A 23,313-nucleotide genomic window follows, 5' to 3' on the forward strand; every position below is an offset into this window, starting at 1 on the left:
TATAAACGGGTGGTTGGCTATACGTTGCAGTACCGCCTGCTCGGTCGAAAGGTTATGCCGGCTGCTATAGAACAGGTCCGCAAAGACCTTCTGCCGGAGGTACGCCCCTGCCGGTAAGAGAAGTATACTATCCAATATCGTGTCGCGCGAGCGGCCATCATGCAGTACGCCGGCCAACTTGCCCATGGCCTTGTGAGGGCAGGCTCAGTCCGCCTTTTTTCAGCTTGATCCGCACTGTTCAGAAACCCCACAGACAATGCAATAGCCTCTGCAGATTTTGGCGACTCGTAAAGTATAAAAATAATCGTAAAAGGCTGGGCCACGGCAAGCTATCAAATTTTTATATAGCCTTATTTCAGCATCTATAACCCTATTTGCCTCTCCTACGTTTTACCTAACAATGTTAAGGAATTTAACAATTTCTATATAGGGAGAAAAATTTACAGCATCACGTGCAGCATCTGAAGGGTAGAAAGGCATTGATCAGTGGGGGAGCCTCGGGCATTGGCCGGGCCATAGCGGCCAGATTGATTCAGGAAGAAGTAGCCACCGCGCTGGCCGACCTCCACCTGCCCGGAGAAGCGCCCCCTGCCACAAAAACCTTCCGGTGCGACGTCACGTCCGGCCCCGATGTGGATACGCTTTTTGCAGGCGTTCAGGCTAGTATAGGCGCCCCAGATATCCTTGTTTGCAGCGCGGGGCGCGGCATTCACGAAAAACTAACGGAAGGTGATCCTGCCAAATGGCAGCAAGCTATTGAGGTAAACCTGCTGGGTGCCCTGCGCATGATCCGTGCGTTTGTGCCGGGTATGGTTGCGGAGGGGCAGGGCGATGTGGTGCTTATCTCGTCGGTAGCAGCGGGGCAGGCTTATACCTATGACGGCGTGTACGGGGCTTCAAAAGCGGCGCTGGAGGTAATAGCCGAAACGCTGCGCCTGGAAGTGCTGCCCCTTGTGCGGGTAACCGTCATTGCCCCGGGCGTAACAGATACTCCCTTTTTCGAGCATACTATTTCAGGATCTCATACGGCAGCAGCTATCGGCTTCGGCGCTATTTCGCCGGAGGTAGTGGCTGACGCGGTGCTTTATGCATTGCGTCAGCCTAAAGGTGTTTCGGTCAACCGCATCACCGTCAGGCCTACAGCCCAGCCGTTTTAACTTGTATAAACCAAACCGATGACGAACAACAGACTATGAAAGAAACGATTTTAATCACGGGCGGAGCTGGGTTTATTGGTTCGCACCTGGCAGATGAACTGATCAGAGAAGGCTATCGCGTGCGGGCCCTGGATAACCTGAGCGAGCAGGTGCACGGCAAAAACTGCGAGCGCCCCGAGTACCTACACGAAGAAGTGGAGTTGCTGGTGGGCGATGTGCGTAATCCCGACGATGTGGCGCGCGCGCTGGAAGGCGTGGATTATGTTTTTCATTTTGCCGCCATGGTGGGCGTGGGGCAAAGCATGTATGAGATCCGCAACTATACGGATGTCAACAACATGGGCACAGCCGTACTGCTCGAGGCACTCATCAAAAAGCCGGTGAAGAAACTGGTGGTAGCCAGCAGCATGAGCATCTATGGCGAGGGCTTGTACCAGAACCCGCAGGGGGAGCTGCAGACGGTTTCTGAACGGCCGCTGGAGCAGCTCAAAGCCGGCGACTGGGAACTGCACGATGCGCAGGGCCATACCCTGCAACCTATCCCTACCCCGGAATCCAAAATTCCTTCGCTTTCATCAGTATATGCCTTGTCTAAGTATGACCAGGAGCGCCTTTGCCTGATGGTGGGCCGGGCTTACAACATCCCGACGGTGGCCATGCGCTTTTTTAACGTCTACGGCACGCGGCAGGCGCTTTCCAACCCTTATACCGGGGTGCTGGCCATTTTTGCTTCGCGGCTGCTGAACAACAACGCCCCGATGATCTTTGAGGACGGCTACCAGCAGCGCGACTTTGTGCATGTGCGCGACGTGGCGCTGGCCTGCCGCCTGGCCATGGAAAAGGACGAAGCCAACGGCCAGGTATTCAACGTAGGCAGCGGCAATAACTATACTATCCGTGAGATCGGCGAACGCCTGGCGATGGTGATGGACAAGCCCCAGCTGGTGCCCGAGATCACAGGCAAGTATAGAGTCGGCGACATCCGCCATTGCTATGCCGACATTTCCCTGGCCAATAAGGTGCTGGGCTTCTATCCGCAGGTAGATTTTAATGATGGCCTGGACGAGCTGGCCAAATGGCTCGAAGGGCAGATTGCTTATGACCGGGTGAGCGAAGCAAGCGCCGAACTGGCCGCCCGGGGCCTGACAGTATAGTAAATGGTAAAAGCACCCGCACCCCATATGTAGATAAAAGAAGTAGCACAAAATGAAAATAGATAAGGCAAAGAAAAACGAATCGCTCCCTGTTGTCGGACTAGTGGAGTGGTTCCGGATGGGTGAGCACGAGCAGGTTAAGCAAACGCTCGCCGATTTAAAGGAGATTGGCGTAACCGAGCTGAGAACTGGCGTGTCGTGGGCGGATTATTATACCGAAGAAGGCAAAGCATGGTACAATTGGCTCATTCCGACGCTGGCCAAAGAAGTGAACGTACTGCCCTGCTTCCTTTACACACCGCCTTCTATCGGGGAGCGTGCCCGCACCTCGGCGCCGCCAAAAGATAAAAAAGCCTATGCCGATTTCCTGGATGTATTTATCACCGAACTGGGCGAGCACTTTGAATGGGTGGAGCTTTGGAACGAGCCCAACAACAAGGTCGAATACGATTTTACGCTGGACTACGGCTGGTATAAGTTTGCCGAAATGGTGGGCGGCGCAGCCTACTGGTGCAAGCAGCGCGGCAAGAAAACGCTGCTCGGCGGCATGAGCCCCATCGATCCTAACTTCCTGCATACCATGTATGAGCGCGGCGTGATGCAGTACATCGATGCGGTAGGCCTGCATGGCTTTCCGGATGTATTCGACCAGCAGTGGGAGGGTTGGGCTGAGAACATCAACGCCGTGCGCGAGGTGATGGCACAGCATAATTCCACCGCCGAGCTCTGGATAACGGAAGCTGGTTTCTCTACCTGGCAACACGACGAGTTCAAGCAGGTGCAGGAGTTTAAAGCTACCCTGAAAGCCGATGCCGCCCGCGTATACTGGTACGGCCTCCGCGACCTGGATGCCAGTCTGCCCACTGTAGGCGGGTTTCACCTGGATGAACGCGAGTACCACTTTGGCCTGAAACGATCCGATAACTCCACCAAGCTGCTGTACCGCCTCTGGGCTAAACACGGCCTGGCCAAACTCCAAAGCCTCGACTACATCAAACGCACTCTCACCGAAGCGACCGAACCCTATACTTTAATTACAGGTGGCGCCGGCTTTGTAGGCACCAATGTGGCCAAGCGGCTGCTGGAGCAGGGCAAACGCGTACTCGTTTTCGATAGCCTCTCCCGTGATGGCGTAGAGCAGAACCTGAAATGGCTGCATGAAACCTACCCCGACAAGCTGGAAATATACGTTGGCGATATCCGTGATCTGCAAACAGTGCGCTACGTGATGCAGAAGGCCGAGGCCGTTTTCCACTATGCTGCGCAGGTTGCCGTAACCACTTCCCTGGATTTCCCGATCAACGACTTCGAGGTGAATGCCCGGGGCATCATCAACGTGCTGGAGGCCATACGCGAGCAGCCGACGCCGCCGCCGCTGGTGTTTACCTCTACAAACAAAGTATACGGCGGCCTCGAAGACCTTAAATTCATCTCGAATGGCTCGCGCTATTATCCGGCGGAGGTAACCATCAAGAACCATGGCATCAGCGAGGCCCGTCCGCTGGATTTCCATAGCCCTTACGGCTGCTCCAAAGGCGCTGCCGACCAGTATGTGATCGACTATGCCCGTACTTACAACCTGCCCATGGCCGTGTTCCGGATGAGCTGCATCTATGGGCCGCACCAATATGGCAACGAAGACCAGGGCTGGGTGGCACACTTTGCCATCCGGGCTATTGAGGGCAAGCCCGTTAATATTTACGGTGATGGCAAGCAGGTACGGGATATTCTTTTTGTGGAAGATCTGGTAGACGCTTTCCTGCTGGCGCAGGAACACATTCAGGAGATAAAAGGCCAGGCCTTCAACATTGGCGGCGGCCCTGAGAACACGGTCAGCCTGCTGGAGCTGTTAAAGACCATCGGCAAGTATAGGGGCAAAGAGATTCCGCTCAAGTTTGGCGGCTGGCGTCCCGGCGATCAGCATTATTATGTGTCCGATACGCGCAAGTTTCAGAAAGCCACCGGCTGGTATCCCAAGCACAACGTGCAGGAAGGCGTAGCCAAACTCTATCAGTGGCTCTGTGAGAACCGCGGCCTTGCCGTGCCTATGATTTTATTATCTGAAAAAGAAATAGCAGAACCCGTTAAAAAAGCAGCAGTAGCCTAACCATGCCAGATACGCTGACAACCGAAGAAGAGACCGTAGCCAGCACCCGGGCTACCACCATGCATGCCGCTGTGATCACAGCCCCGAAAGTAGTAGAAGTACAGCAAGTACCTATGCCGCAGCCTGCTGCAGGGCAGGTGCGTATCCGCCTGCAGGGCTGCGGCCTTTGTGCCTCCAACATCCCCGTTTGGGAGGGCCGCGAGTGGTTTACTTACCCCGTCGCTTCGGGCAACCCAGGCCACGAGGGCTGGGGCCTGATAGATGCCGTGGGCGAAGGTGTGACAAACGTAAAAGTAGGCGACCGCGTGGCGGCCCTTTCCTACAACGCGTATGCCCTGTATGATTTGGCAGATGCTGATAAAGTAGTGAAACTGCCGGCCTCCCTGGCAGGCAAGCCGTTTCCGGGCGAACCCCTGGGCTGCGCCATGAATATCTTTAAGCGAAGCGATATTTCCGAAGGCCAGACGGTAGCTATACTAGGTATTGGCTTTTTAGGTGCGTTGCTTGTGCAGCTGGCCAAAAAGGCGGGCGCAAGAGTAATTGCTGTGTCGCAGCGGGAGTTCTCACTCGAAACAGCAAAGGCCTGTGGGGCAGATGAGGTGATCCGGATGGACGACCATTATAAAATTATTGAGAAAGTTAAAGAACGCACCAACGGAAATTTCTGCGAACGCGTAATAGAGTGCACCGGAAAAGAATGGCCTCTCAACCTGGCCGGAGAACTGTGCGCCGAACGGGGCAAACTCATCATTGCCGGCTTCCACCAGGATGGCCTGCGCCAGGTGAACGTGCAGCTCTGGAACTGGCGCGGACTGGATGTGATCAACGCCCACGAGCGCGATCCGCAGGAGTACATCAACGGAATAAAAGCAGCAGTAACAGCCGTAGAGCAGGGTACCATTAACCCCGATCAGCTCTACACGCACACCTATACCTTAGATGAGATCGCGTCGGCCTTTGAGCATTTGACAAGCCGCCCCGAAGGATTTATAAAAGCCCTGATAACCTTTTAAACCCTATGCAAGAAACAATACTGGACAACGCGCAGGAAATTCAAGCTTCTTCTTCTACCATCCTGGCCAAGCCGAAGCTCGGCTTTCTGGGCGTGGGCTGGATCGGCCGCAACCGCATGGAAGTGATCGCCAGGCACGAGACAGCCGAAGTGGTTTACATAGCCGACACGGCGCCGCAAAATGCCGAAGAAGCGTTGAAAAGTGCTCCGGAAGCCAAACAGGTAAACTCGCTCGAAGCTATCATCAGCAAACCCGACGTAGACGGTGTGGTAATTGCGACACCCAGTGCGTTTCATGCCGAGCAAAGTGAGCTGGCGCTGGAGGCCGGCAAAGCCGTGTTTTGCCAGAAGCCGCTCGGCCGCAACGCCGAGGAAACAAAGCGGGTGGTAGAGGCTGCCCGCCGGCACAACAAGCTGCTGGGCGTGGACCTTTCCTATCGTTTTACAGCTGCCATGCAGCAGGTATACAAGGTGGTGCAGAGCGGCGAACTGGGGCAGGTATACGCCATCGAACTGGTATTTCATAACGCTTATGGCCCCGACAAAGCCTGGTTCTACGAGCCAAAATTATCCGGCGGCGGCTGCGTGATTGACCTGGGCGTGCATTTGGTGGACCTGGCCCTGTGGAGCATGAATTTCCCGGAAGTAAAACAGGTACACAGCCAGTTGTTTGCAAAAGGCAAGCCCATCGCCATGGGCGAGGGCAAGGTGGAGGATTACGCCACAGCAAGTATAGAACTGGCCGGAAACACGCATGTGCAGCTGAGCTGCTCCTGGAACCTGCCTGCTGGGCAGGAAGCCATTATCAGCGCCACCTTTTATGGCACCAATGGCGGCGTGGCTTTAAAAAACATAAACGGCTCTTTTTACGATTTCGTGGCTGAACGCTACCACGGCACCAGTTCGGAGCGCCTGAGCACGCCACCGGACGAATGGTCGGGTCGGGCAGGTGTGGCCTGGGCCGAACGGCTGGCCCGGGGCGAAGGCTTTAGCGAAGAAGCAGAGGAGTTTGTGCGCGTAGCAGAAGTTTTAGATAAAATATACGGGAGATAAAAGTATGGAAGCACATCATCCTTCAAACATTTTGATGACAGCAGATACCGTGGGCGGTGTCTGGAATTATGCCCTGGAGCTGGTTCGCGCACTGGCACCTTTTGGTACTAAAGTGGCCCTGGCCACCATGGGAGCCCCACTAACAGCGGAGCAACGCCGCGAAACCGAGGAGATCAACAACCTGACGGTACACGAAAGCAACTACAAACTCGAGTGGATGGACAACCCCTGGGAGGATGTGGAAAAAGCCGGCGAGTGGCTGCTGGAGCTGCGCGATAAAGTGCAGCCCGACCTGGTGCACCTCAACGGGCTGGTGCATGGCAACCTGAACTGGGGCGTGCCGGTAGTGGTGGTGGTGCACTCGTGCGTGATGTCGTGGTGGCGGGCCGTAAAAGACGAGGAAGCGCCAAGAGAATGGGATACCTACAGAGCGATGGTGAAAGCCAGCCTCCAGAAAGCCGATATGGTGGTGGCGCCTACCCAGGCCATGATGCACCAGGCCGAAGACCTGTATGGCCCTTTTAAAGCCCGCACGGTCATTTACAATGGCCGCGGCCAGCACAGCTTCCAGTTCGGTAAAAAAGAGCCGTTCGTGTTTAGCATGGGCCGTGTGTGGGACGAGGGCAAAAATATCTCCCTGCTGGCTCACATCGCCTCCGACCTGCACTGGCCGGTATACATTGCCGGCGATGACAAGCACCCGGCTACCGGCCAGACAGTAGAGCTGGATAACGTGCACTTCCTGGGGCAGCTCACCGAGAAGGAAGTATCGGACTGGCTTTCCAGGGCATCTGTGTATGCGCTGCCTGCCAAGTATGAGCCCTTCGGCCTCACCATCCTGGAAGCCGCAATGTCAGGTTGCGCGCTGGTAGTAGGCAAAACCGACAGCCTGGCCGAAGTATGGGGCAATGCTGCCCGGTATGTAGATCCTGGTAACGCCGACGAGCTGCGCGATACGATCAACAACCTGATCGAAGACGAGTTTGCCCGCAACATCATGGCCATGCGCGCTATCAAGCGCTCGCACGGCTACACTGCCGACCCCATGGGCCAGGATTACGACCATGTGTACCGGCAGGTAATGAAGCAAACCGTTTCGGTTTAAATAAATTTTGAATAATTGAATTTTGAATAACTGAATGGCTCGTGCACGATAAAATGGTTCGTGAACGATCTATATAGAATTCAGTTATTCAAAGTTCAATTATTCAGTCATCCTAAATTCAATTATTCAAAATTATCCACATGCATATAGTCCTTTTCTACCACTCTATACTTTCTGACTGGAACCACGGCAATGCGCATTTTCTGCGGGGCATTGTGGGCGAACTGGAGAAACGGGGGCATCAGGTTAAGGTGTATGAGCCGGAGAACGGCTGGAGCCTGCAGAACCTGGTGGAAGGCTACGGAAAAGAGAAGTTAGAAGAGCTGCAGACCTATTATCCTGGCATCAGCACCAATTTTTATACCTTGGAAAGTATCAATCTGGATGCGGTGCTGAAAGAGGCTGACCTGGTATTGGTGCACGAATGGAACGACCATGAACTGGTAAGACGCATCGGCGCACACCGCGCCAAAAGCGGCAAGTATAAACTGCTGTTCCACGATACCCATCACCGCGCCGTAAGCGAGCGCGAAAGTATGGCCAAGTATGACCTGACGCACTATGACGGCGTGCTCGCCTTTGGCCAGAAAATACGTGATTTATACTTGCAGGAGGGCTGGACGACCAAAGCCTGGACCTGGCACGAAGCGGCTGATACCTCCGTATTTTATCCGCATGAAAAAACGGGTGTTGAAGGCGACCTGATCTGGATCGGCAACTGGGGCGACGAAGAGCGCACCGCTGAGCTGCACGAGTTCCTGATCAACCCAGTAAAGGAACTGGGCCTGAAAGCAAAAATATACGGCGTTCGCTACCCCGAACATGCCCGCAAAGCGCTGGCCGATGCCGGCATTGCATACGGCGGCTGGCTGCCTAACTACAAAGCGCCCGAGGAGTTTGCCCGGTATAAAGTAACCGTGCATGTGCCCCGCAGGCCGTACGTGGAAGCGCTGCCCGGCATTCCCACCATTCGCCCGTTTGAGGCGCTGGCCTGTGGCATTCCGCTGATCTCCTCGCCTTGGGACGATGCCGAACATCTCTTTACGCCGGGAGAAGATTTCCTGGTGGCCCGCACCGGCCAGCAGATGAAAGAGCAGCTGCAACTGATCCTGAACAATTCCGGAAGAGCAAAAGAACTGGCCGACCACGGCCTGCAAACCATCCGAAACCGCCATACCTGCGCCCACCGTGTAAACGAGCTGGAAAAGGTATGCGCAGAGCTGGGCATAGCCCCCTCAAAAATCTATCTCACCCCAAATGAACAAGTGCTGCATGAAGACTAAGAAACTCAACATCGCCTTTTTTGGCTCAAGCCTGGTATCGGCCTACTGGAATGGCGCCGCCACCTATTACAGAGGCATCATCAGAGCCCTGAACGAGCGCGGCCACCAGGTCACTTTTTACGAGCCGGATGCATATGAGCGCCAGCAGAACCGCGACATGGACGACCCGGAATGGGCAAAAGTAGTGGTATACGACGCTACCGAGGAGGCTGCTTTTAAATGCCTGAAAGAAGCCGCGGCCGCTGATATAATTGTGAAAGCCAGTGGTGTGGGCGTGTTGGATGAGCTGCTGGAGCGTGAAGTGCTGAAACTACAGACCGATGACAAACTGGTGGTGTTCTGGGATGTGGACGCGCCAGCCACGCTCGACCGTGTTCACCATAACCCTAATGATCCGTTTCTGGCCCTGATCCCGCAGTACGACATGATCCTGACCTATGGCGGCGGAGACCCGGTGGTAAATGCCTACGAAGCGTTAGGGGCAAAAAAATGCGTGCCCATCTACAATGCCCTGGATACAACTACGCACTACCCGGTAGCGCCGGAACCGGATTTTGCCTGCGACCTGGCTTTCCTGGGCAACCGTTTGCCTGACCGTGAGGCCCGCGTAGAAGAGTTCTTTCTGAAACCCGCGGCGGCTATGCCCGACAAGCAGTTTATCATTGGCGGCAGCGGCTGGGGCGACAAGCAAATGAGCGGCAACGTTACCTACATTGGTCACGTTTACACAAATAACCACAACGCCTTTAACTGCACCCCGAAAGCAGTGCTCAACATCAGCCGTGAGAGTATGGCCCGCTATGGGTTTTCGCCGGCCACGCGCGTGTTTGAGGCCGCAGGAGCAGGCGCCTGCATTATTACAGACTATTGGGAGGGCATCGATTTCTTTTTTGAACCGGATCAGGAAATTCTGGTCGCAAAAGACGGTGCTGAGGTGGCGGCTATACTTGCCGGTTTAACCGACGAGAAAGCCAGGGCCATCGGGGAGGCTGCTTATCGCAAAGTGCTGTCGGGGCATACCTACAGCCACCGCGCCGGGCAGCTCGAGCAGCTACTATACGCGAAAGTAAAACAGGTTAACGAAGCATTGGCATGAATATCGTAATTCTAGGTTTATCGATTACCTCCAGTTGGGGAAATGGCCACGCCACCACCTTCCGGGGGCTTGTGCGTGCGCTCAACGAACAACACCATCATGTCCTTTTCCTGGAACGCGATGTTCCCTGGTATGCCGCCAGCCGCGATCTGCCGGCGCCCGAATACTGCCAGACGGAACTTTATACTTCCTTAACGGACCTCAAAGCGCGTTTTACCGAGCATGTGCAGGAGGCGGATATGGTGATTGTAGGCTCTTACGTGCCGGAAGGCGTAGCGGTAGGCGAGTGGGTGATCAAGACGGCGCATGGCATCAAGGCTTTTTACGATATCGACACGCCCGTAACGCTGGCCAAGCTGGAACGCGGCGACTACGAGTACCTGCATCCCCGCCTCATCCCCAAGTATGATTTATACTTGTCGTTTACCGGTGGCCCGACTTTAAGGATGCTGGAGCGTACGTATGGTTCCCCAATGGCGCGGGCGCTTTACTGCTCGTTCGACCCGGGTTTATACTATCCCGAGTTTCAGAATGTGCAGTGGGACCTGGGCTACCTGGGCACGTACTCTGATGACCGCCAGCCACCGCTCGAAAAGCTGATGCTGGATGCAGCCCGCCAGTGGGAGGGAGGCCGCTTTGTAGTAGCCGGCCCGCAGTACCCCGAAAGTATACAATGGCCTGTAAACACGCAGCACATCCAGCACCTGCCGCCTGCCGAGCACCGCAAGTTTTACAACAGCCAGCGCTTTACCCAGAATATTACGCGGGCCGATATGATCAAAGCCGGCTATTCGCCAAGCGTACGCCTGTTTGAGGCGGCCGCCTGTGGCACGCCGATCATTTCGGATTACTGGGAAGGCCTCGATTCTATTTTCGATATAGGGTCCGAGATACTGGTCGCTTACTCTGCCAAAGATACGCTTCGGTTCCTGCGGGAGATCTGCAAGTCAGAACGGAAAATGATCGGTGAACTGGCCCGTAAAAAAGTGCTCTCGCGCCATACGGCCGCGCACCGCGCCAAAGAGCTTATCAGCTATGCCGAAGAACTCATGACGCTGGAATCGTCGGACAGTGAGGAACTGGTGGTAAGCAGCTAAATAAAAAAACATTCAAGTATTCACTCATTCAAAATTAATAATGCAGGAGGAAATAAAGCAGCTCGGGCCCTGGTTTCATAACTTACACTTGCCCAACGGCGAGCAAACAGCCCCGAATCATCGGTTAGGTGATTTCCCTGCTTTTAAATGGGCAGAACTGGCATCCTACATTCCCGCAGACCTCACCGGCTGGAAAGTGCTGGATATTGGGTGTAATGCCGGCTTTTATAGTATAGAACTGGCCAAGCGCGGCGCGCAGGTTCTAGGTATCGATGTGGACCCGCACTACCTGCGGCAGGCTGCCTGGGCGGCCAAGCAATTTGGCCTGGAGGATAAAATTGAGCTCCGCCAGATGCAGGTCTATGACCTGGCCCGCCTCGACGAGCAGTTTGACCTGATCTGGTACATGGGGGTGCTGTATCACCTGCGCTATCCCTTGCTCTCGCTCGATATCCTATCGCAGAAAGTGCGGAAGCTGATGGTGTTTCAGACGCTGACCATGCCCGGTAAAAAGGCAGCCGAAACGCCCGCTGATTTCGATATCAATGACCGCAAACGGATGCTGGCCGAAGATTGGCCGAAAATGGCGTTTATAGAAAAGCGCATGGCCGGCGACCCGACCAACTGGTGGGCGCCCAACCACGCCGCCATCGAAGCCATGATGCGCTCCTGCGGCCTGCGCGTAACTGCGCGGCCTGGCCACGAAATGTATATCCTGGAAGTGGATGAAGCTTTGCGCGAAAAACAGCAATGGAACCAGTCGGAGTACCTTTCTGCAACCGGCCAGGACTGGCAGGAAGCGGTGCTGCATAAAGTGAACAGCAAGAACGAGTACATGGTAGGCCACAACGGAAACGGCCAGCCCTGATGCGCCTCGACTGCCTTTGCAATGAAGCGCAGCTAGTTTAGCATACACCTTACCTAAAAGCCCGGCACCTGAACTTTAGCAGGCGCCGGGCTTTTTAGGTTTTAATCCTAACTTGCAGCGCCATATTTTTATACTCTGTCAGCATGGAACATACCGAAAATACCCCAAAGCCCTGGAAAGTACTTAAGTCAGAAATGGTGTTTGAGCACAAGTGGTACAAGCTCCGGCGCGACCACGTGGCCTTGCCCAATGGCCGCGAAATGGACGATTACTTTGTAAGTGTGCGGCCCAATGTGGTACTTACGTTCCCGCTAACCGAAGATAACCACGTGATTTTTGTACGACAGTATAAACACGCGGCAGGGAATATTTTTATGGAGCTTCCCGGCGGCGTGATCGACGAAGACGAAACAGACCCCAGTGCAGCAGCCATGCGCGAGCTGCTGGAAGAAACCGGCTATACTTCGGATGCGGTGGAACCCTTGCTGGAGGTGATCGATAACCCGACCAAAGACACCAACAAAATCTACTTTTTCCTGGCCCGTAATGTGCGCAAAGTAGCGGAACAGGACTTGGACGAAAGCGAAGACATCGAAGTGCTGAAAGTGCCCCTTGCTGACGTGGAAAAGCTGGTGCTCGGGGGCAGCATTCATGTGTCGGGTTCGGTGGCGCTTTGCCTGTTGGCCATACGAAAATTAGGTTTGTAACCTGCACCTATATCTGGTTTACTTCTTCAAAGCGCCTGTTTGCAACAGGCGCTTTGCTGTAAGTACAAGCTGCTGCTAACTACCCGAGCCGGAAAGCCATTCTGCCTGAGTAACGAACGCTGCTTTCATACTTCTCCCAACAAGGCCTGTTTACTTCCCGCCTGCCTGCTCCTATGTTTCAGGAACTCCTTCTGTAATGCCTAGGAAATCAATTACATAGGTATAATTGTGGATTTTCAAGCGAAAAAGGTGGAGGAAATATTTTGTTTTCATGAACTATGTACGTACATTTGATGTATATACATATAAATAATCTTCCTTCCCGGATCGGTATAACAAAGCAGCAATCAGCACAGCTCGTGTTATGCGTCAGGTCCGAAGGCAGCTCTAAGAAAGTATAGCAGAACAAAAAAACGACACAACCTATGAATCCATCAACAGAAACAAAGTCAATCTGGACCGTCGATCAAAGCCATTCTCAAATTAAGTTTGCCATTCGTCACATGCTGATCTCAGAAGTAGAAGGCAATTTTGGCGATTTTACTCTCGAAGTTACTTCTTCCGGCGAGGACTTTTCAGATGCCGCAGCCGAGGTAACCATCCAGGTGGCCAGCATCACCACCGGCAATACCGACCGCGACAACCACCTCCGTGCCAATGACTTTTTTGATGTGGCCCATTACCCGGTAATCTCCTTTAAGAGCACCAGCGTAACGCAACTCGACGAAGAAGAATTTAAGCTGACCGGTGAGCTGACCATCCGAGACGTGACCAAAGAAGTGACCCTGAACGTGACTAAAGGAGGCGTGATCAAAGATCCGTATGGCTACACCAGAGCTGGCTTCCAGGTAGAAGGCAAAATCGATCGTTTTGACTTTGGCCTGCAGTATAATGCCTTGATGGAAACTGGTGGCGCCATGCTGGGCAAACAGGTAAAAGTAAAAGCGCAGCTCGAACTCATCAAACAACAGTAAGCAAGACTGAGTAAACCTTATCGTAAGGCACATTGCCTGAAGAGAAAGGTATAAACAGTAACCCTGGCCATGATGGAAGCGATGCAAGTACACGAATTGATCCGTAACAGACGCAGTACAAGAGCCTACAGTGAAAAACCTTTACCGGCTGAGGCCCTCCAGGCATTATTTGAAGCTGCCCGCTGGGCGCCATCGGCCATGAACGAGCAGCCCTGGCGTTTCGTTTACGCCGATAAAGAGCAGCAACCCGAAGCATACCAGGCCATGCTGGCCTCGCTGGCCGAAGGCAACCGCATCTGGGCGCAACATGCCCCGGTGCTGCTGCTAACGGTAGCTAAAATGAATTTCGGCGATACGGAAAATGCCTATGCCCATGCCTGGCATGATGTGGGTCTGGCCACAGGTAACCTGCTGGCGCAGGCCACCGAGCTGGGGCTTTATGTGCATCTGATGGGTGGTTTCTCTGCTGCCAAAGCAATAGAATCACTGCATTTGCCAGCTGGCTACCAGCCCGTGCTGATGGCTACCATCGGCTATCTGGGTGATATAGAACAACTGCCGGATAATTTAAAAGCCCGCGAAGTGGCGCCACGCATCCGCAAGCCGCTCAGCGAGGTGGTGTATGCCGGCAGCTGGGGCAATAACGCATTTACAATAGAAGGAAAAACAAATGAGCAATAAAATAATTGATAGAGCGAGCTCCCGGGGCCATGCCAACCACGGCTGGTTAAACTCGCACCACACCTTTAGCTTTGCCCGCTACTATAACCCGCAACGCATGGGTTTTGGCTTGCTGCGGGTCATCAACGACGACGAAGTAGCGCCGGGCATGGGCTTTGGCGCGCACCCGCACGATAACATGGAGATCATCTCTATTCCATTGGCCGGCGCCCTGGAACACCAGGACAGCACTGGTACCAAGGAGGTTATCCGCACCAACGATGTACAGATCATGTCGGCTGGCCGTGGACTTACGCACTCGGAGTATAACCACTCTAAAACAGAGAAGGTGAAATTTCTGCAGATCTGGGTGTTGCCCAAGGAGCAAAACATTGAACCCCGTTATGCCCAGAAAACTTTTCAGCCCGAAGACCGCCAGAACAAATTGCAGGTGGTGGTATCGCCTGATAAAAATGGCGAAGGAGTCTGGATCAATCAGGATGCCTGGTTCTCATTGGGTACACTGAAAGAGGGCTTTTCGGAAGACTACAAGATCCATAAACCAGGCAACGGCCTGTACGCCCTGGTGCTGGAAGGCAACGTGGAGATCGATGGCGAAAAACTGAACAGACGCGATGGCATTGGCCTATCTGAAACCGATATGATCTCCATCAAAGCTAGTTCGGATGCCGAGCTGCTGCTGATGGAAGTACCGATGAATTAAAAGCCTTACTGCTTTCCAATGGCCTTTATTTCATATGCTTATAGTATAGCAAAGCCCCGGCAGCTGCCGGGGCTTTGCTTTTTTCAGGGCCTGGGCAAGTGCCGCATCACGGCAAACGGGAGCGGTGCCCACAATGCCGTGCGTACACCGGCCGCTTTCAGGCCCCTGTTCACCCAGTTGTTGCAATTGTTAAAGAGGAAGAACCTGCCTCTGGCTTCATAGAAATTATCCTGGTCGGTATACCCAACCCCCGGCATAAGTATAAAACGGCCATTTTGCTGCTGAAACGAGTGGGTGATGTAGGTAACAAGCTGTTGGTACTGGGCCGGCGAAAGCTGCAACCGGCGCTGCCTTTTGCCAGGCGCCAGCCGGCCCCGCAGGTAAGCCACGTGCAGGGCAGAGGGTGTGGGCCACAATGCAGCCGAAATGGCCACATCCGGCGTCAGGTCTTTCCATTCCGGCGTTTCCACGTAAAAACGGCGGTCGCCCCAACCAAACGACAGGTAGGTATAAGTGCTGTCGGCGCCGGCAAACTGGTAGAGCGGTAAGCGCTGCCGCCAGTCGATGTCCGGGGTTTTAACCGGCACCACTAGGTCGGTGTGCACGCCGTTAGAAATGACAAAGATCTCCACGCCACCTGCTGTTTGTGCATAGCCCCTGTTTACGGGTATACTTGTCAGCAGCAGGCCCGCCACACACAACAGCAGCAGCATACTTATACTTGCCAGGCACCCGCCCCGGTAGTTTGTCCGCATACGTAGTTTGCTATCCTGGTTGCGTAGGTATAGCCCCTAAGAAAACGTAATCTTCCGCCGGAAGGATCAGGTGATGTATGGATTGCCTTTCTGCTAGCGCGCAGTGGTCTTTTATTCTCTTGTGAAGGTGGTAAGGTATGAGACGGTAGGGCTCACCTGTTGCTTCCATACCATCGTATCGTCTGTCACCGAAACGATCTCATACGAGTAAGCGGTCGTGGTACCCTCCCGGTAAAGCGTATATTCCAGGTATGTTTTTTCCGCTTCGTCTCTGAACGTGTACTCCGTCATCGAATTTTCCGGGTTTTCTGTTGCCCAGTATATAACCAGGTATTCCGGTTCAATTTCATAGCTGCTGATCTGGTTCGTTACGCCTTCTGTTTTCAGGATGTTTCCAGCCGCATCATAAGTTACCCGGGTCGTGGTATCCGTGTCCCAGAAGCCGGTTATTTTGCTTTCCAACGGATGTTTGATCATTTTCCGGAAAGAAAGCCTGAAATGCTCGTCCTGGTTTAAGTCAGATAGCGCGGCCAGGCTATCGGTCATTTCCCAGGTCATACTGCTATCCGTAATAGCGGTTATTTCATACTTTGCGTACCCATTTATATTATCAATCCATTCTATATAATTCCTGTTGCCGCTTTTCGTAATTGTATATCTTCCGCCTCCCTGGTCATGGCCTTCCACATTATAATAGATGGAGAGGATTTCCGGTTTGATGTGATAAACGGTATACGTGATGGGATGCGTCGTTTCTTTGTTATCTGCATCGATCGTGATACGTTCATAGTTACGCCAGTCACCGATGAGCAGCTCACTTATGGGCTTTTCCGGGTCTGGTAAGGGCACTTCCTCATCAGGCTTCTGGCAGCCGGCCAGCAGTAGCAAAAACAACATCGGAAGCAAATACAGGTTTTTCATCATGGTTAAGCAGCTTTAAATAATGAAATACTATGTACGGTAAATTAAATTTTAAGGATTGCTTAAGTGTAAACAATGCTTTAATAAGTATAATTTGCGTTTAGGTGAGGTCGTGAATCAGAAAGGTAGCGACAGGTGAAATCGCCATGAGCAGGTGAAAAAGGGGCTTTAAAGGAGTAGCAACAAAAACAGCAACGGGAGGTCCTGGCCTCCCGTTGCTGTTTTTAGGGCTTTATAAGCCTAAAGTTTACCTCACCTACTTTCTACGCAAGGCAATGATATAGGCTACTGTGGCGCTTTCGGTACTTTTCCAGACCATTTTATCGCCGGTTACCGAAAGGATTTCATTTGTGATCATGGTTGGGTGATCTTCGTCGTTGTACGAAAGGAAGGTCTTGCCACTTATGTCCTTCAACAACCAATCCCCATAGGCATACTCCCTGCCTGACTCCGTCAGGGGGAAAAACACCGTGCACCAGTCAATTTCGAATTCAAAGCCCCTGGTTTGGTTGGCAACTTTCTCTTCTTTCACAACATTGCCAGCTGCGTTGTATGTCACTTTTGTGGTTTTGGCGGTGTCCCAGAAGCCGGTTATTTTATCTTCCAGCGGATGTTTAACTCTTTTTTTGAACTGTAGTTGATGTGGTTTAGTATCTTCAAACCATAACCGGGCAAGGCTATCGGATACTTCCCATGTCATGGCGCTGTCCGAAATGGAAGTGATCTGGTAAATCTGATACAAAGCATTCAGGTCATTCAGTTCGATATACGTTTTGCCTCCGCTTTGCTTCAAAGTATAATCAGCTCCGCCTTCATTCATACCCATGGGGTCCGTAAGTGTAGTGATGACCTTATCTGTAATGTCATACCTGGAATAGGCATTACTGGAGGCTTTATACCAACTTCCCTTTATGAGCTCGCTTACCGGCTTTTGCGGTTGTGGTTTTGGAAAATCAACATCATCGTTTGGTTCCTGGCACCCGGTAATCAGGAGAGGAAGCATAAGGAGCAGTAGTAAAAGTTTGTTTTTCATCCATTAAATAGTATTAGTATTTAAGTGTTAATTGTTTTAAAGGAGCTGTTTTGGTAGGCAGTGGAAATGTTATACTATGTCTCTGATGTAGCCAGCCCTTTGCTTTTTTATTTCCACTTACATATGCAGGCAGCTTTTAAGTTGCTTCAAAGAAGTATAAACAATAAGGGGGGCTGCTAACTCCCCTTATTGTTGAAGTTACTTGCTGCGGGTTAGCACAATGGTGCCACCATACGTGTTTTCGCCGTAGCCAGGCAAGAAAGGAAGATCATCCGCCGGCACCAGGGTCATGCTGTTATCCGACAGTTTGGTTACCTCATAGTTGTTCCTGGAGGCATCATCGTCCAGGTAGGAGAAGTATGTTTTGCCCTCCCGTTCGATTACAAAGTATGGGCCGCCCGCTACAACATCATGGTCCGGTGTGGTGTAAATTTCGAAGTTGCTGCCGTAAAATGCATAGTGCAAGCCACCCGGAAAGGCGGGGTCATCTTGTATCCATTCTCCTATCATTTTTGCGGCTTTCGACCCATCGGGAGGCGCCAGGTTGTCGACTTTTGTGAACTCAGTGATGTACGCTATGGTAGCACTTTCCTTTCGCTCCCATGTCATACGATTTTCTGAGAGGCTGGTCAGTTTTACTTGTAAGGCCACGTCATTTGTAGCAGGGGATTTAAGGGTGAGGGTTGTGCTATTAAGGCCTTCGTCTAACGTATAGTTGTACCCCGCGTCAATTTTATCATTATTCCAGTCAACGAAAACCGCTTTATCTGATGAAACGATCTGCAATGCATTCACCTCGTTGGCTGCTGCCTTTCTGCTAACCACATTGCCGGCAGCATTATAGGTTACTTTCGTCGTTTTGCTGGGGCTCCAGTTCCCTGTAATCTTATACTCTGGCGTTGTCTCCAGCCTTCTGAACTTTAATATAAAGTGCTCGCCCTGATGCGCATCAGACAATTGTGAGAGGCTGTCGGTCAGCTCCCATAACATCGTGCTATCTGTAATGGAGGTAATCTCATACGTCGTATTTCCCTCATTGGCAGTGCCAAACGCAATGTAGTCCTTGCCACCGCTTCGCGTTAACGTATATGCGCCACCTTGTGCATCGTGCCCATCAGGACTGGAAAGTATATATAAATCATGCTCGTCGAACTGCCACCTGTTATAATATTTGTTATCATGCGTGGTTTCATTGCCGTTCTGATCTATATCGATTCTGGCAGATTGTACCCATTCTCCCTGTATGAGCTCGCTTACCGGCTTTTGGGGTTCAGGCTTTGGAAAATCAACATCATCATCAGGATCCTGGCACCCGGCCAGCAGGAGGGGTAGAAAGAAAAGGAGGAGTAAAAGTTTGTTATTCATGTGCTTGTACGTTTTTGTTTCATCTTTTGTGCATTAGCTGATACTCGCTAAACAAAAGTATATAACATCTAAGAGTAGCAGGATTTTAATGGAGTTTGCGTATTATACTTCAGCATACAAGGAATTATACTTGCAATCAGATAAAAGAAGGGCAGGATGTCTGGTGATAATCCTGCCCTTCTTTTGGGCTCGCTGCTATTGTCTGCTTAGTTCGATAATATACGAGACCGTTGGGCTCTCTTTCCGCTCCCAAACCATCTTATCGTCTGTAACAGAAATCACTTGATTGATGATCATAGTGGTGTAGTCTTCACTATCATACTCCAGGTATGTTTTGCCCTCTCTGTCTTTCAAAATCCAGGAGGCTTCATAATAGTCAGCATCTGGCTCATTTTGCGGTGGGTAAATTTCTGCTATATCAATTTCAAAGTTAAAGAGACGGTTTTGATTGGAGGAACCTTCCTTTTTAATAATATTGCCTGCCGCATCGTACGTTACTTTAATAGTAGAATCAACATTCCAGAATCCCCCAATTATTTTATCTTCCAGCGGATGTTTAACTCTCCTTTTGAATGTCATTTTAAAATGTTCAGACAATGGGTAAGGTGGCGGATTCTCAGCCCATAGCTGTGAAAGGCTGTCGGTAACTTCCCAGGTCATCGAACTGTCATTGATAGAGGTTATCTCATAAATTTCATAGAGAGACCTATTATAAAGTTCAAGATAAGTTTTACCTCCGCTTTCCTTAAGCATGTAATCTCCTCCTCCCGAATCATGTCCTGTGGGATCATAGTAGATTTGGATATAATCTTCCTCAATATTGTATCTGGTATTTCTAGGATTCGTTGTTTCTTGGCCAGCGGGATCAATATTTATAATCTCCTTAAGATACCAATCGTCCTTTATGAGCTCACTTACAGGCTTTGGGGGCTCCGGAGTTGGGAAATCAACATCATCATCAGGATCCTGGCACCCGGCCAGCAGGAGGGGTAGAAAGAAAAGCAGGAGTAAAAGTTTGTTTTTCATCAATCAGATAAGTTTTAGTGTTTAACCATGAATTGCTGTACGGGATGTTCTTTCAAGGGTTGTTGGAAAAATCATACTTTGTCTTTGATGTGGCTTGCCTGCCTTCCACGAGCCTTATATTTTTGATGGCCAAATACTTTGGCAGCTTAAAACTTGTCTAACCAGGTATAAACAGCAGCGGCAGGCCAGTGCCTGCCGCTGCTGTTTATACCTGGTAACTATTGCTCTATGGATAACTTCTCTTTGATACAGAGGTTATTAGTATAAGTATTTTTGGCGAAGGCATCCGCTAAGGCGGCCAGGATTTCGTTCATTCCCCAGTTCATTTGAGTGTCTATGAGGGATGATTCCATACTTCATCTATTCTATCTATCCTATCGATAATTTCAATGTAGTGTTAGCCGCCATCTTCGGGCAGGGTATAAGCGCCGCTGTAATTATTATAGTGATCCGGGTTGAGCTGATAACCGGCAAAATACGAGCACATTATTCAGAATAGGATGAATTTTGTGGTAGGCGCGTTTCCACACCTGGCAATACTTGCCTAAGTCACCATTTTTGCGCAGATTGGGACTTAATCGATCGCTTTACTTTTAAGCACTTTCACAATCCTAAACCTATGACAAACACGTTGAAGCGAACCTTCGCTTTTGTGGCCCTGCTGCTAAGTGTGCAGGTGGCGCTAGCCCAGCAAACCCTGCAGACGCCAGAGCAATTTCTGGGCTATAAGCTGGGGCAGCAGTTTACCCCGCACGCCCGCCTGCTGGATTATGTATACTATGTAGCCCGACAGGCGCCGAACCGCATTAAAGTGCAGGAATATGGCCATACCTACGAGGGACGGCCGCTGGTGCTGGCCTACATTGCATCGGATGAAAACCTGCCGCGCCTGGAGCAGATCCGCGAAAACAGCCTGCGCATGGCAGGTATGGCCAAAGGACAGGTAGAAGGCAACCAGCCGGCTATTGCCTGGCTTAGCTACAACGTGCACGGCAACGAGGCCGTAAGCTCGGAGGCGGTGATGCAGGTACTTTACGACCTGGTGAACCCGGCAAACGAGCAGAGCCGGCAGTGGCTGCAGAACGAAGTGGTGCTGCTGGACCCTTGCATTAACCCCGATGGCCGCGAGCGCTATGTGCAGTGGTACAAGCAGGCCTCTAACCGCGGCGGCAATGCCTCGCCTTACGCCTGGGAACACTGGGAGCCATGGCCGGGCGGACGCCCCAATCACTATTACTTTGACCTGAACCGCGACTGGGCCTGGCAAACGCAGATAGAAACAAAGCAGCGCATAGCCGTTTACAACCAGTGGCTGCCCCAGGTGCACGCCGACTTCCACGAGATGGGACCGGAGGCGCCGTATTATTTTTCGCCGGCGGCCAAGCCTTACCACGAAAGCATCACGCCCTGGCAGCGCCAGTTTCAGAACACCATTGGTGAGTATAACCGCCAGTACTTCGATAAGAACAACTGGCTATACTTTACCCGCGAAGAATATGACCTGTTTTACCCCAGCTACGGCGATACATGGCCTACCTACAATGGGGCAATCGGCATGACCTACGAGCAAGGCGGCTCGGGCCGTGCAGGCCTGGCGTATATAAAAGCCGATGGCGACACGCTGACCCTCACCGACCGCATTGCACACCACGTAGCGGCCAGTAAGGCAACCCTGCAGGCGGCTTCTGAAAAGGCCGACCAGCTGAAGCAGGAGTTCCGCAAGTACTATGACAACAATCTGAACCACCCGGGCGGTACTTACAAAACGTTCGTACTGAAAGCTACCGACCAGAATGCCGAAAAAATACAGCAACTGGCCAACTACCTCGACCGGCAGCAGATCGCCTATGGGTATGGCAGCAAGAGCAAATCCGCGAAAGGGTTTAACTATACCACTGGCAAGAACGAAAGCTTTAAAGTAGGCGATAACGACCTGGTGGTAAGTATGTATCAGCCGAAATCCACGCTGGTAAAGGTGCTATTCGAACCCGAGTCCAAACTGGAAGACTCGCTGACCTACGACATTACGACTTGGGCCATTCCGTACGCGTATGGCTTGCAGGCTTATGCGCTTAAAAACCGCCTCGAGCCCGCTTCCGCTAAATCGGCTGTGGCGGCTGCGCCAGCTATTTCTGTTGCCCGCCCTTATGCTTACCTGGCGCGCTGGAACAGCCTGGAAGACCTACGTTTCCTGGCAGACCTGATGAAGCATGATATCAAGGTTCGTGTTTCGGAGAAGCCTTTTGAAATGGGCAAAACGCAGTATGCTCCCGGCACCCTCATTATTACCCGCAGTGGCAACGAGCGCCTGGGCGATAAACTGGATGCTACTGTGCGCCAGCTGGCAGCTACGTATAATGTGTCGCTTCAGGCTACCGAAACAGGCTTTGCTACCAGCGGTGGCGACTTTGGCTCGGGCAGTGTGCATGCTATCAAAATGCCGAAAGTAGCCATCATGACAGGAGAGGGCGTTTCGGCGTACGGTTTTGGCGAAGTATGGCACTATTTTGAGCAGCAGATCAACTACCCGGTTACAGCCATCAACACCGCTTATTTTAGCAGGGTGCCACTTCAGGAGTTTGACGTGCTTATCCTTCCGGATGGCTCGTACGGCGAGGTGCTGAATGAGAAAACGCTCGGAGCCGTGACAGACTGGATAAAGGCGGGCGGCAAACTGATCGCGATGGAAGATGCCGCAGGCTTTCTGGCCGGCAAAAAAGGCTTCAACCTTAAACTGAAAGGGGAAGACGAAGAAGAAGCGGGCAAGGACAAGGCGAAAGCTGAAAAAGGCAAAAGCCCGTACGCTGCCCTGCAGGTATACGGCCAGCGTGAGCGCCAGGAACTGAGCGACATGGTGCAGGGAAGCATTTACCGCGTGGACCTGGATAAAACCCATCCGCTGGCCTTTGGCTACGATGATACCTATTATGCCCTGGTGCGGTCGGCCAATGCCTTTGAGTTTTTAGAGGATGGCTGGAACGTGGGCGTGCTGAAGAAGAAAAACTATACTACCGGTTTTGTGGGTACACAGGCAAAGCAAAAGCTGCAGGACGCCATGATTTTGGGCACCCAGGAGATGGGCCGCGGGCAAGTCGTGTACCTGGCCGATAACCCGCTCTTCCGGGCTTTCTGGCAAGGCGGCAAGCTGCTTTTTGGCAATGCCGTGTTCATGGTAGGCAGGTAATTCCTGCGCCGAAATTACTTTTTGAAAATCCC

At 52.1% G+C, this 23,313-nt stretch carries 20 protein-coding genes; 15 read left to right on the forward strand and 5 right to left on the reverse strand.

What is annotated here, in order from left to right; genetic code table 11:
• The first annotated feature begins 452 nt into the window (after positions 1-452).
• From LWL52_RS03060 to LWL52_RS03125, 14 genes are all read left to right on the forward strand, one after another.
• A complete protein-coding gene (locus LWL52_RS03060) occupies positions 453-1,157 on the forward strand; it encodes an SDR family oxidoreductase (RefSeq protein WP_242916815.1) in 705 nt (234 codons plus the stop codon).
• Between the two features lie 35 nt (positions 1,158-1,192).
• On the forward strand, positions 1,193-2,311 hold the full coding sequence (locus LWL52_RS03065) for an SDR family NAD(P)-dependent oxidoreductase (protein ID WP_242916817.1): 1,119 nt from the start codon (positions 1,193-1,195) through the stop codon (positions 2,309-2,311).
• Positions 2,312-2,363: 52 nt separating this feature from the next.
• Positions 2,364-4,418, forward strand: coding sequence for an SDR family NAD(P)-dependent oxidoreductase (locus LWL52_RS03070; RefSeq protein ID WP_242916820.1), 2,055 nt, complete (start codon positions 2,364-2,366; stop codon positions 4,416-4,418).
• A 2-nt stretch (positions 4,419-4,420) separates the two neighbouring features.
• Positions 4,421-5,431, forward strand: a complete 1,011-nt coding sequence (locus tag LWL52_RS03075) for an MDR/zinc-dependent alcohol dehydrogenase-like family protein (RefSeq protein ID WP_242916822.1) — start codon at positions 4,421-4,423, stop codon at positions 5,429-5,431.
• 5 nt (positions 5,432-5,436) lie between these two features.
• Positions 5,437-6,483 carry a Gfo/Idh/MocA family protein gene (locus LWL52_RS03080; protein WP_242916824.1) on the forward strand — a complete coding sequence of 349 codons (1,047 nt, stop codon included), beginning with the start codon at positions 5,437-5,439 and terminating at the stop codon, positions 6,481-6,483.
• Between the two features lie 34 nt (positions 6,484-6,517).
• Entirely contained in the window at positions 6,518-7,588 is a 1,071-nt protein-coding gene (locus LWL52_RS03085) for a glycosyltransferase family 4 protein (protein WP_242916826.1), read from the forward strand.
• Positions 7,589-7,728: 140 nt separating this feature from the next.
• Positions 7,729-8,871: a CgeB family protein gene (locus LWL52_RS03090; RefSeq protein ID WP_242916828.1), complete on the forward strand. Its 1,143-nt coding sequence runs from the start codon at positions 7,729-7,731 to the stop codon at positions 8,869-8,871.
• On the forward strand, positions 8,861-9,967 hold the full coding sequence (locus LWL52_RS03095) for a CgeB family protein (RefSeq protein WP_242916830.1): 1,107 nt from the start codon (positions 8,861-8,863) through the stop codon (positions 9,965-9,967). Before LWL52_RS03090 ends, LWL52_RS03095 begins: the two co-directional genes overlap by 11 nt.
• Positions 9,964-11,064 carry a CgeB family protein gene (locus LWL52_RS03100; RefSeq protein ID WP_242916832.1) on the forward strand — a complete coding sequence of 367 codons (1,101 nt, stop codon included), beginning with the start codon at positions 9,964-9,966 and terminating at the stop codon, positions 11,062-11,064. The genes LWL52_RS03095 and LWL52_RS03100 overlap by 4 nt, the downstream gene beginning before the upstream one ends.
• Positions 11,065-11,104: 40 nt before the next feature.
• Complete coding sequence (locus LWL52_RS03105; RefSeq protein ID WP_242916834.1) at positions 11,105-11,932, forward strand: TIGR04290 family methyltransferase; 828 nt, start codon at positions 11,105-11,107, stop codon at positions 11,930-11,932.
• 143 nt (positions 11,933-12,075) lie between these two features.
• Positions 12,076-12,639 carry an NUDIX hydrolase gene (locus tag LWL52_RS03110; protein ID WP_242916836.1) on the forward strand — a complete coding sequence of 188 codons (564 nt, stop codon included), beginning with the start codon at positions 12,076-12,078 and terminating at the stop codon, positions 12,637-12,639.
• 425 nt (positions 12,640-13,064) lie between these two features.
• Positions 13,065-13,613 carry a YceI family protein gene (locus LWL52_RS03115; protein WP_242916838.1) on the forward strand — a complete coding sequence of 183 codons (549 nt, stop codon included), beginning with the start codon at positions 13,065-13,067 and terminating at the stop codon, positions 13,611-13,613.
• 69 nt (positions 13,614-13,682) lie between these two features.
• Positions 13,683-14,294, forward strand: a complete 612-nt coding sequence (locus LWL52_RS03120; RefSeq protein WP_242916841.1) for a nitroreductase family protein — start codon at positions 13,683-13,685, stop codon at positions 14,292-14,294.
• Entirely contained in the window at positions 14,284-14,997 is a 714-nt protein-coding gene (locus tag LWL52_RS03125) for a pirin family protein (RefSeq protein WP_242916843.1), read from the forward strand. Before LWL52_RS03120 ends, LWL52_RS03125 begins: the two co-directional genes overlap by 11 nt.
• 83 nt (positions 14,998-15,080) lie before the next feature.
• On the opposite strand, the gene LWL52_RS03130 is transcribed toward LWL52_RS03125, so the two are convergent.
• The 5 genes from LWL52_RS03130 to LWL52_RS03150 all read right to left on the reverse strand — a co-directional run bounded on the left by LWL52_RS03130 (position 15,081) and on the right by LWL52_RS03150 (position 20,097).
• On the reverse strand, positions 15,081-15,752 hold the full coding sequence (locus LWL52_RS03130) for a TIGR02117 family protein (protein WP_242916846.1): 672 nt from the start codon (positions 15,750-15,752) through the stop codon (positions 15,081-15,083).
• A gap of 111 nt (positions 15,753-15,863) precedes the next feature.
• Positions 15,864-16,676 (reverse strand): hypothetical protein, encoded by an 813-nt coding sequence (locus tag LWL52_RS03135; protein WP_242916848.1) that lies wholly within the window; start codon positions 16,674-16,676, stop codon positions 15,864-15,866.
• A 253-nt stretch (positions 16,677-16,929) separates the two neighbouring features.
• Positions 16,930-17,676 (reverse strand): hypothetical protein, encoded by a 747-nt coding sequence (locus LWL52_RS03140; RefSeq protein WP_242916850.1) that lies wholly within the window; start codon positions 17,674-17,676, stop codon positions 16,930-16,932.
• 228 nt (positions 17,677-17,904) lie between these two features.
• On the reverse strand, positions 17,905-19,071 hold the full coding sequence (locus LWL52_RS03145; protein ID WP_242916852.1) for a hypothetical protein: 1,167 nt from the start codon (positions 19,069-19,071) through the stop codon (positions 17,905-17,907).
• Positions 19,072-19,266: 195 nt separating this feature from the next.
• On the reverse strand, positions 19,267-20,097 hold the full coding sequence (locus tag LWL52_RS03150) for a hypothetical protein (RefSeq protein WP_242916855.1): 831 nt from the start codon (positions 20,095-20,097) through the stop codon (positions 19,267-19,269).
• A gap of 619 nt (positions 20,098-20,716) precedes the next feature.
• Between LWL52_RS03150 and LWL52_RS03155 the strand changes: the two genes are divergently transcribed.
• Complete coding sequence (locus tag LWL52_RS03155) at positions 20,717-23,281, forward strand: M14 family metallopeptidase (RefSeq protein ID WP_242916856.1); 2,565 nt, start codon at positions 20,717-20,719, stop codon at positions 23,279-23,281.
• The last annotated feature ends 32 nt before the right edge of the window (positions 23,282-23,313 follow it).

It is taken from the genome of Pontibacter liquoris (assembly GCF_022758235.1).
GTDB lineage: Bacteria > Bacteroidota > Bacteroidia > Cytophagales > Hymenobacteraceae > Pontibacter > Pontibacter liquoris.

What these genes read in the sequence shown, in the direction of transcription:
- LWL52_RS03065 (WP_242916817.1), top strand. Translation starts at nt 1,193, where the DNA reads ATGAAAGAAACGATTTTAATCACGGGCGGAGCTGGGTTTATTGGTTCG.
- LWL52_RS03070 (WP_242916820.1), top strand. Translation starts at nt 2,364, where the DNA reads ATGAAAATAGATAAGGCAAAGAAAAACGAATCGCTCCCTGTTGTCGGA.
- LWL52_RS03075 (WP_242916822.1), top strand. Translation starts at nt 4,421, where the DNA reads ATGCCAGATACGCTGACAACCGAAGAAGAGACCGTAGCCAGCACCCGG.
- LWL52_RS03080 (WP_242916824.1), top strand. Translation starts at nt 5,437, where the DNA reads ATGCAAGAAACAATACTGGACAACGCGCAGGAAATTCAAGCTTCTTCT.
- LWL52_RS03085 (WP_242916826.1), top strand. Translation starts at nt 6,518, where the DNA reads ATGACAGCAGATACCGTGGGCGGTGTCTGGAATTATGCCCTGGAGCTG.
- LWL52_RS03090 (WP_242916828.1), top strand. Translation starts at nt 7,729, where the DNA reads ATGCATATAGTCCTTTTCTACCACTCTATACTTTCTGACTGGAACCAC.
- LWL52_RS03095 (WP_242916830.1), top strand. Translation starts at nt 8,861, where the DNA reads ATGAAGACTAAGAAACTCAACATCGCCTTTTTTGGCTCAAGCCTGGTA.
- LWL52_RS03100 (WP_242916832.1), top strand. Translation starts at nt 9,964, where the DNA reads ATGAATATCGTAATTCTAGGTTTATCGATTACCTCCAGTTGGGGAAAT.
- LWL52_RS03105 (WP_242916834.1), top strand. Translation starts at nt 11,105, where the DNA reads ATGCAGGAGGAAATAAAGCAGCTCGGGCCCTGGTTTCATAACTTACAC.
- LWL52_RS03110 (WP_242916836.1), top strand. Translation starts at nt 12,076, where the DNA reads ATGGAACATACCGAAAATACCCCAAAGCCCTGGAAAGTACTTAAGTCA.
- LWL52_RS03115 (WP_242916838.1), top strand. Translation starts at nt 13,065, where the DNA reads ATGAATCCATCAACAGAAACAAAGTCAATCTGGACCGTCGATCAAAGC.
- LWL52_RS03120 (WP_242916841.1), top strand. Translation starts at nt 13,683, where the DNA reads ATGATGGAAGCGATGCAAGTACACGAATTGATCCGTAACAGACGCAGT.
- LWL52_RS03125 (WP_242916843.1), top strand. Translation starts at nt 14,284, where the DNA reads ATGAGCAATAAAATAATTGATAGAGCGAGCTCCCGGGGCCATGCCAAC.
- LWL52_RS03130 (WP_242916846.1), bottom strand. Translation starts at nt 15,752, where the DNA reads ATGCGGACAAACTACCGGGGCGGGTGCCTGGCAAGTATAAGTATGCTG.
- LWL52_RS03135 (WP_242916848.1), bottom strand. Translation starts at nt 16,676, where the DNA reads ATGATGAAAAACCTGTATTTGCTTCCGATGTTGTTTTTGCTACTGCTG.
- LWL52_RS03140 (WP_242916850.1), bottom strand. Translation starts at nt 17,676, where the DNA reads ATGCTTCCTCTCCTGATTACCGGGTGCCAGGAACCAAACGATGATGTT.
- LWL52_RS03145 (WP_242916852.1), bottom strand. Translation starts at nt 19,071, where the DNA reads ATGAATAACAAACTTTTACTCCTCCTTTTCTTTCTACCCCTCCTGCTG.
- LWL52_RS03150 (WP_242916855.1), bottom strand. Translation starts at nt 20,097, where the DNA reads ATGAAAAACAAACTTTTACTCCTGCTTTTCTTTCTACCCCTCCTGCTG.
- LWL52_RS03155 (WP_242916856.1), top strand. Translation starts at nt 20,717, where the DNA reads ATGACAAACACGTTGAAGCGAACCTTCGCTTTTGTGGCCCTGCTGCTA.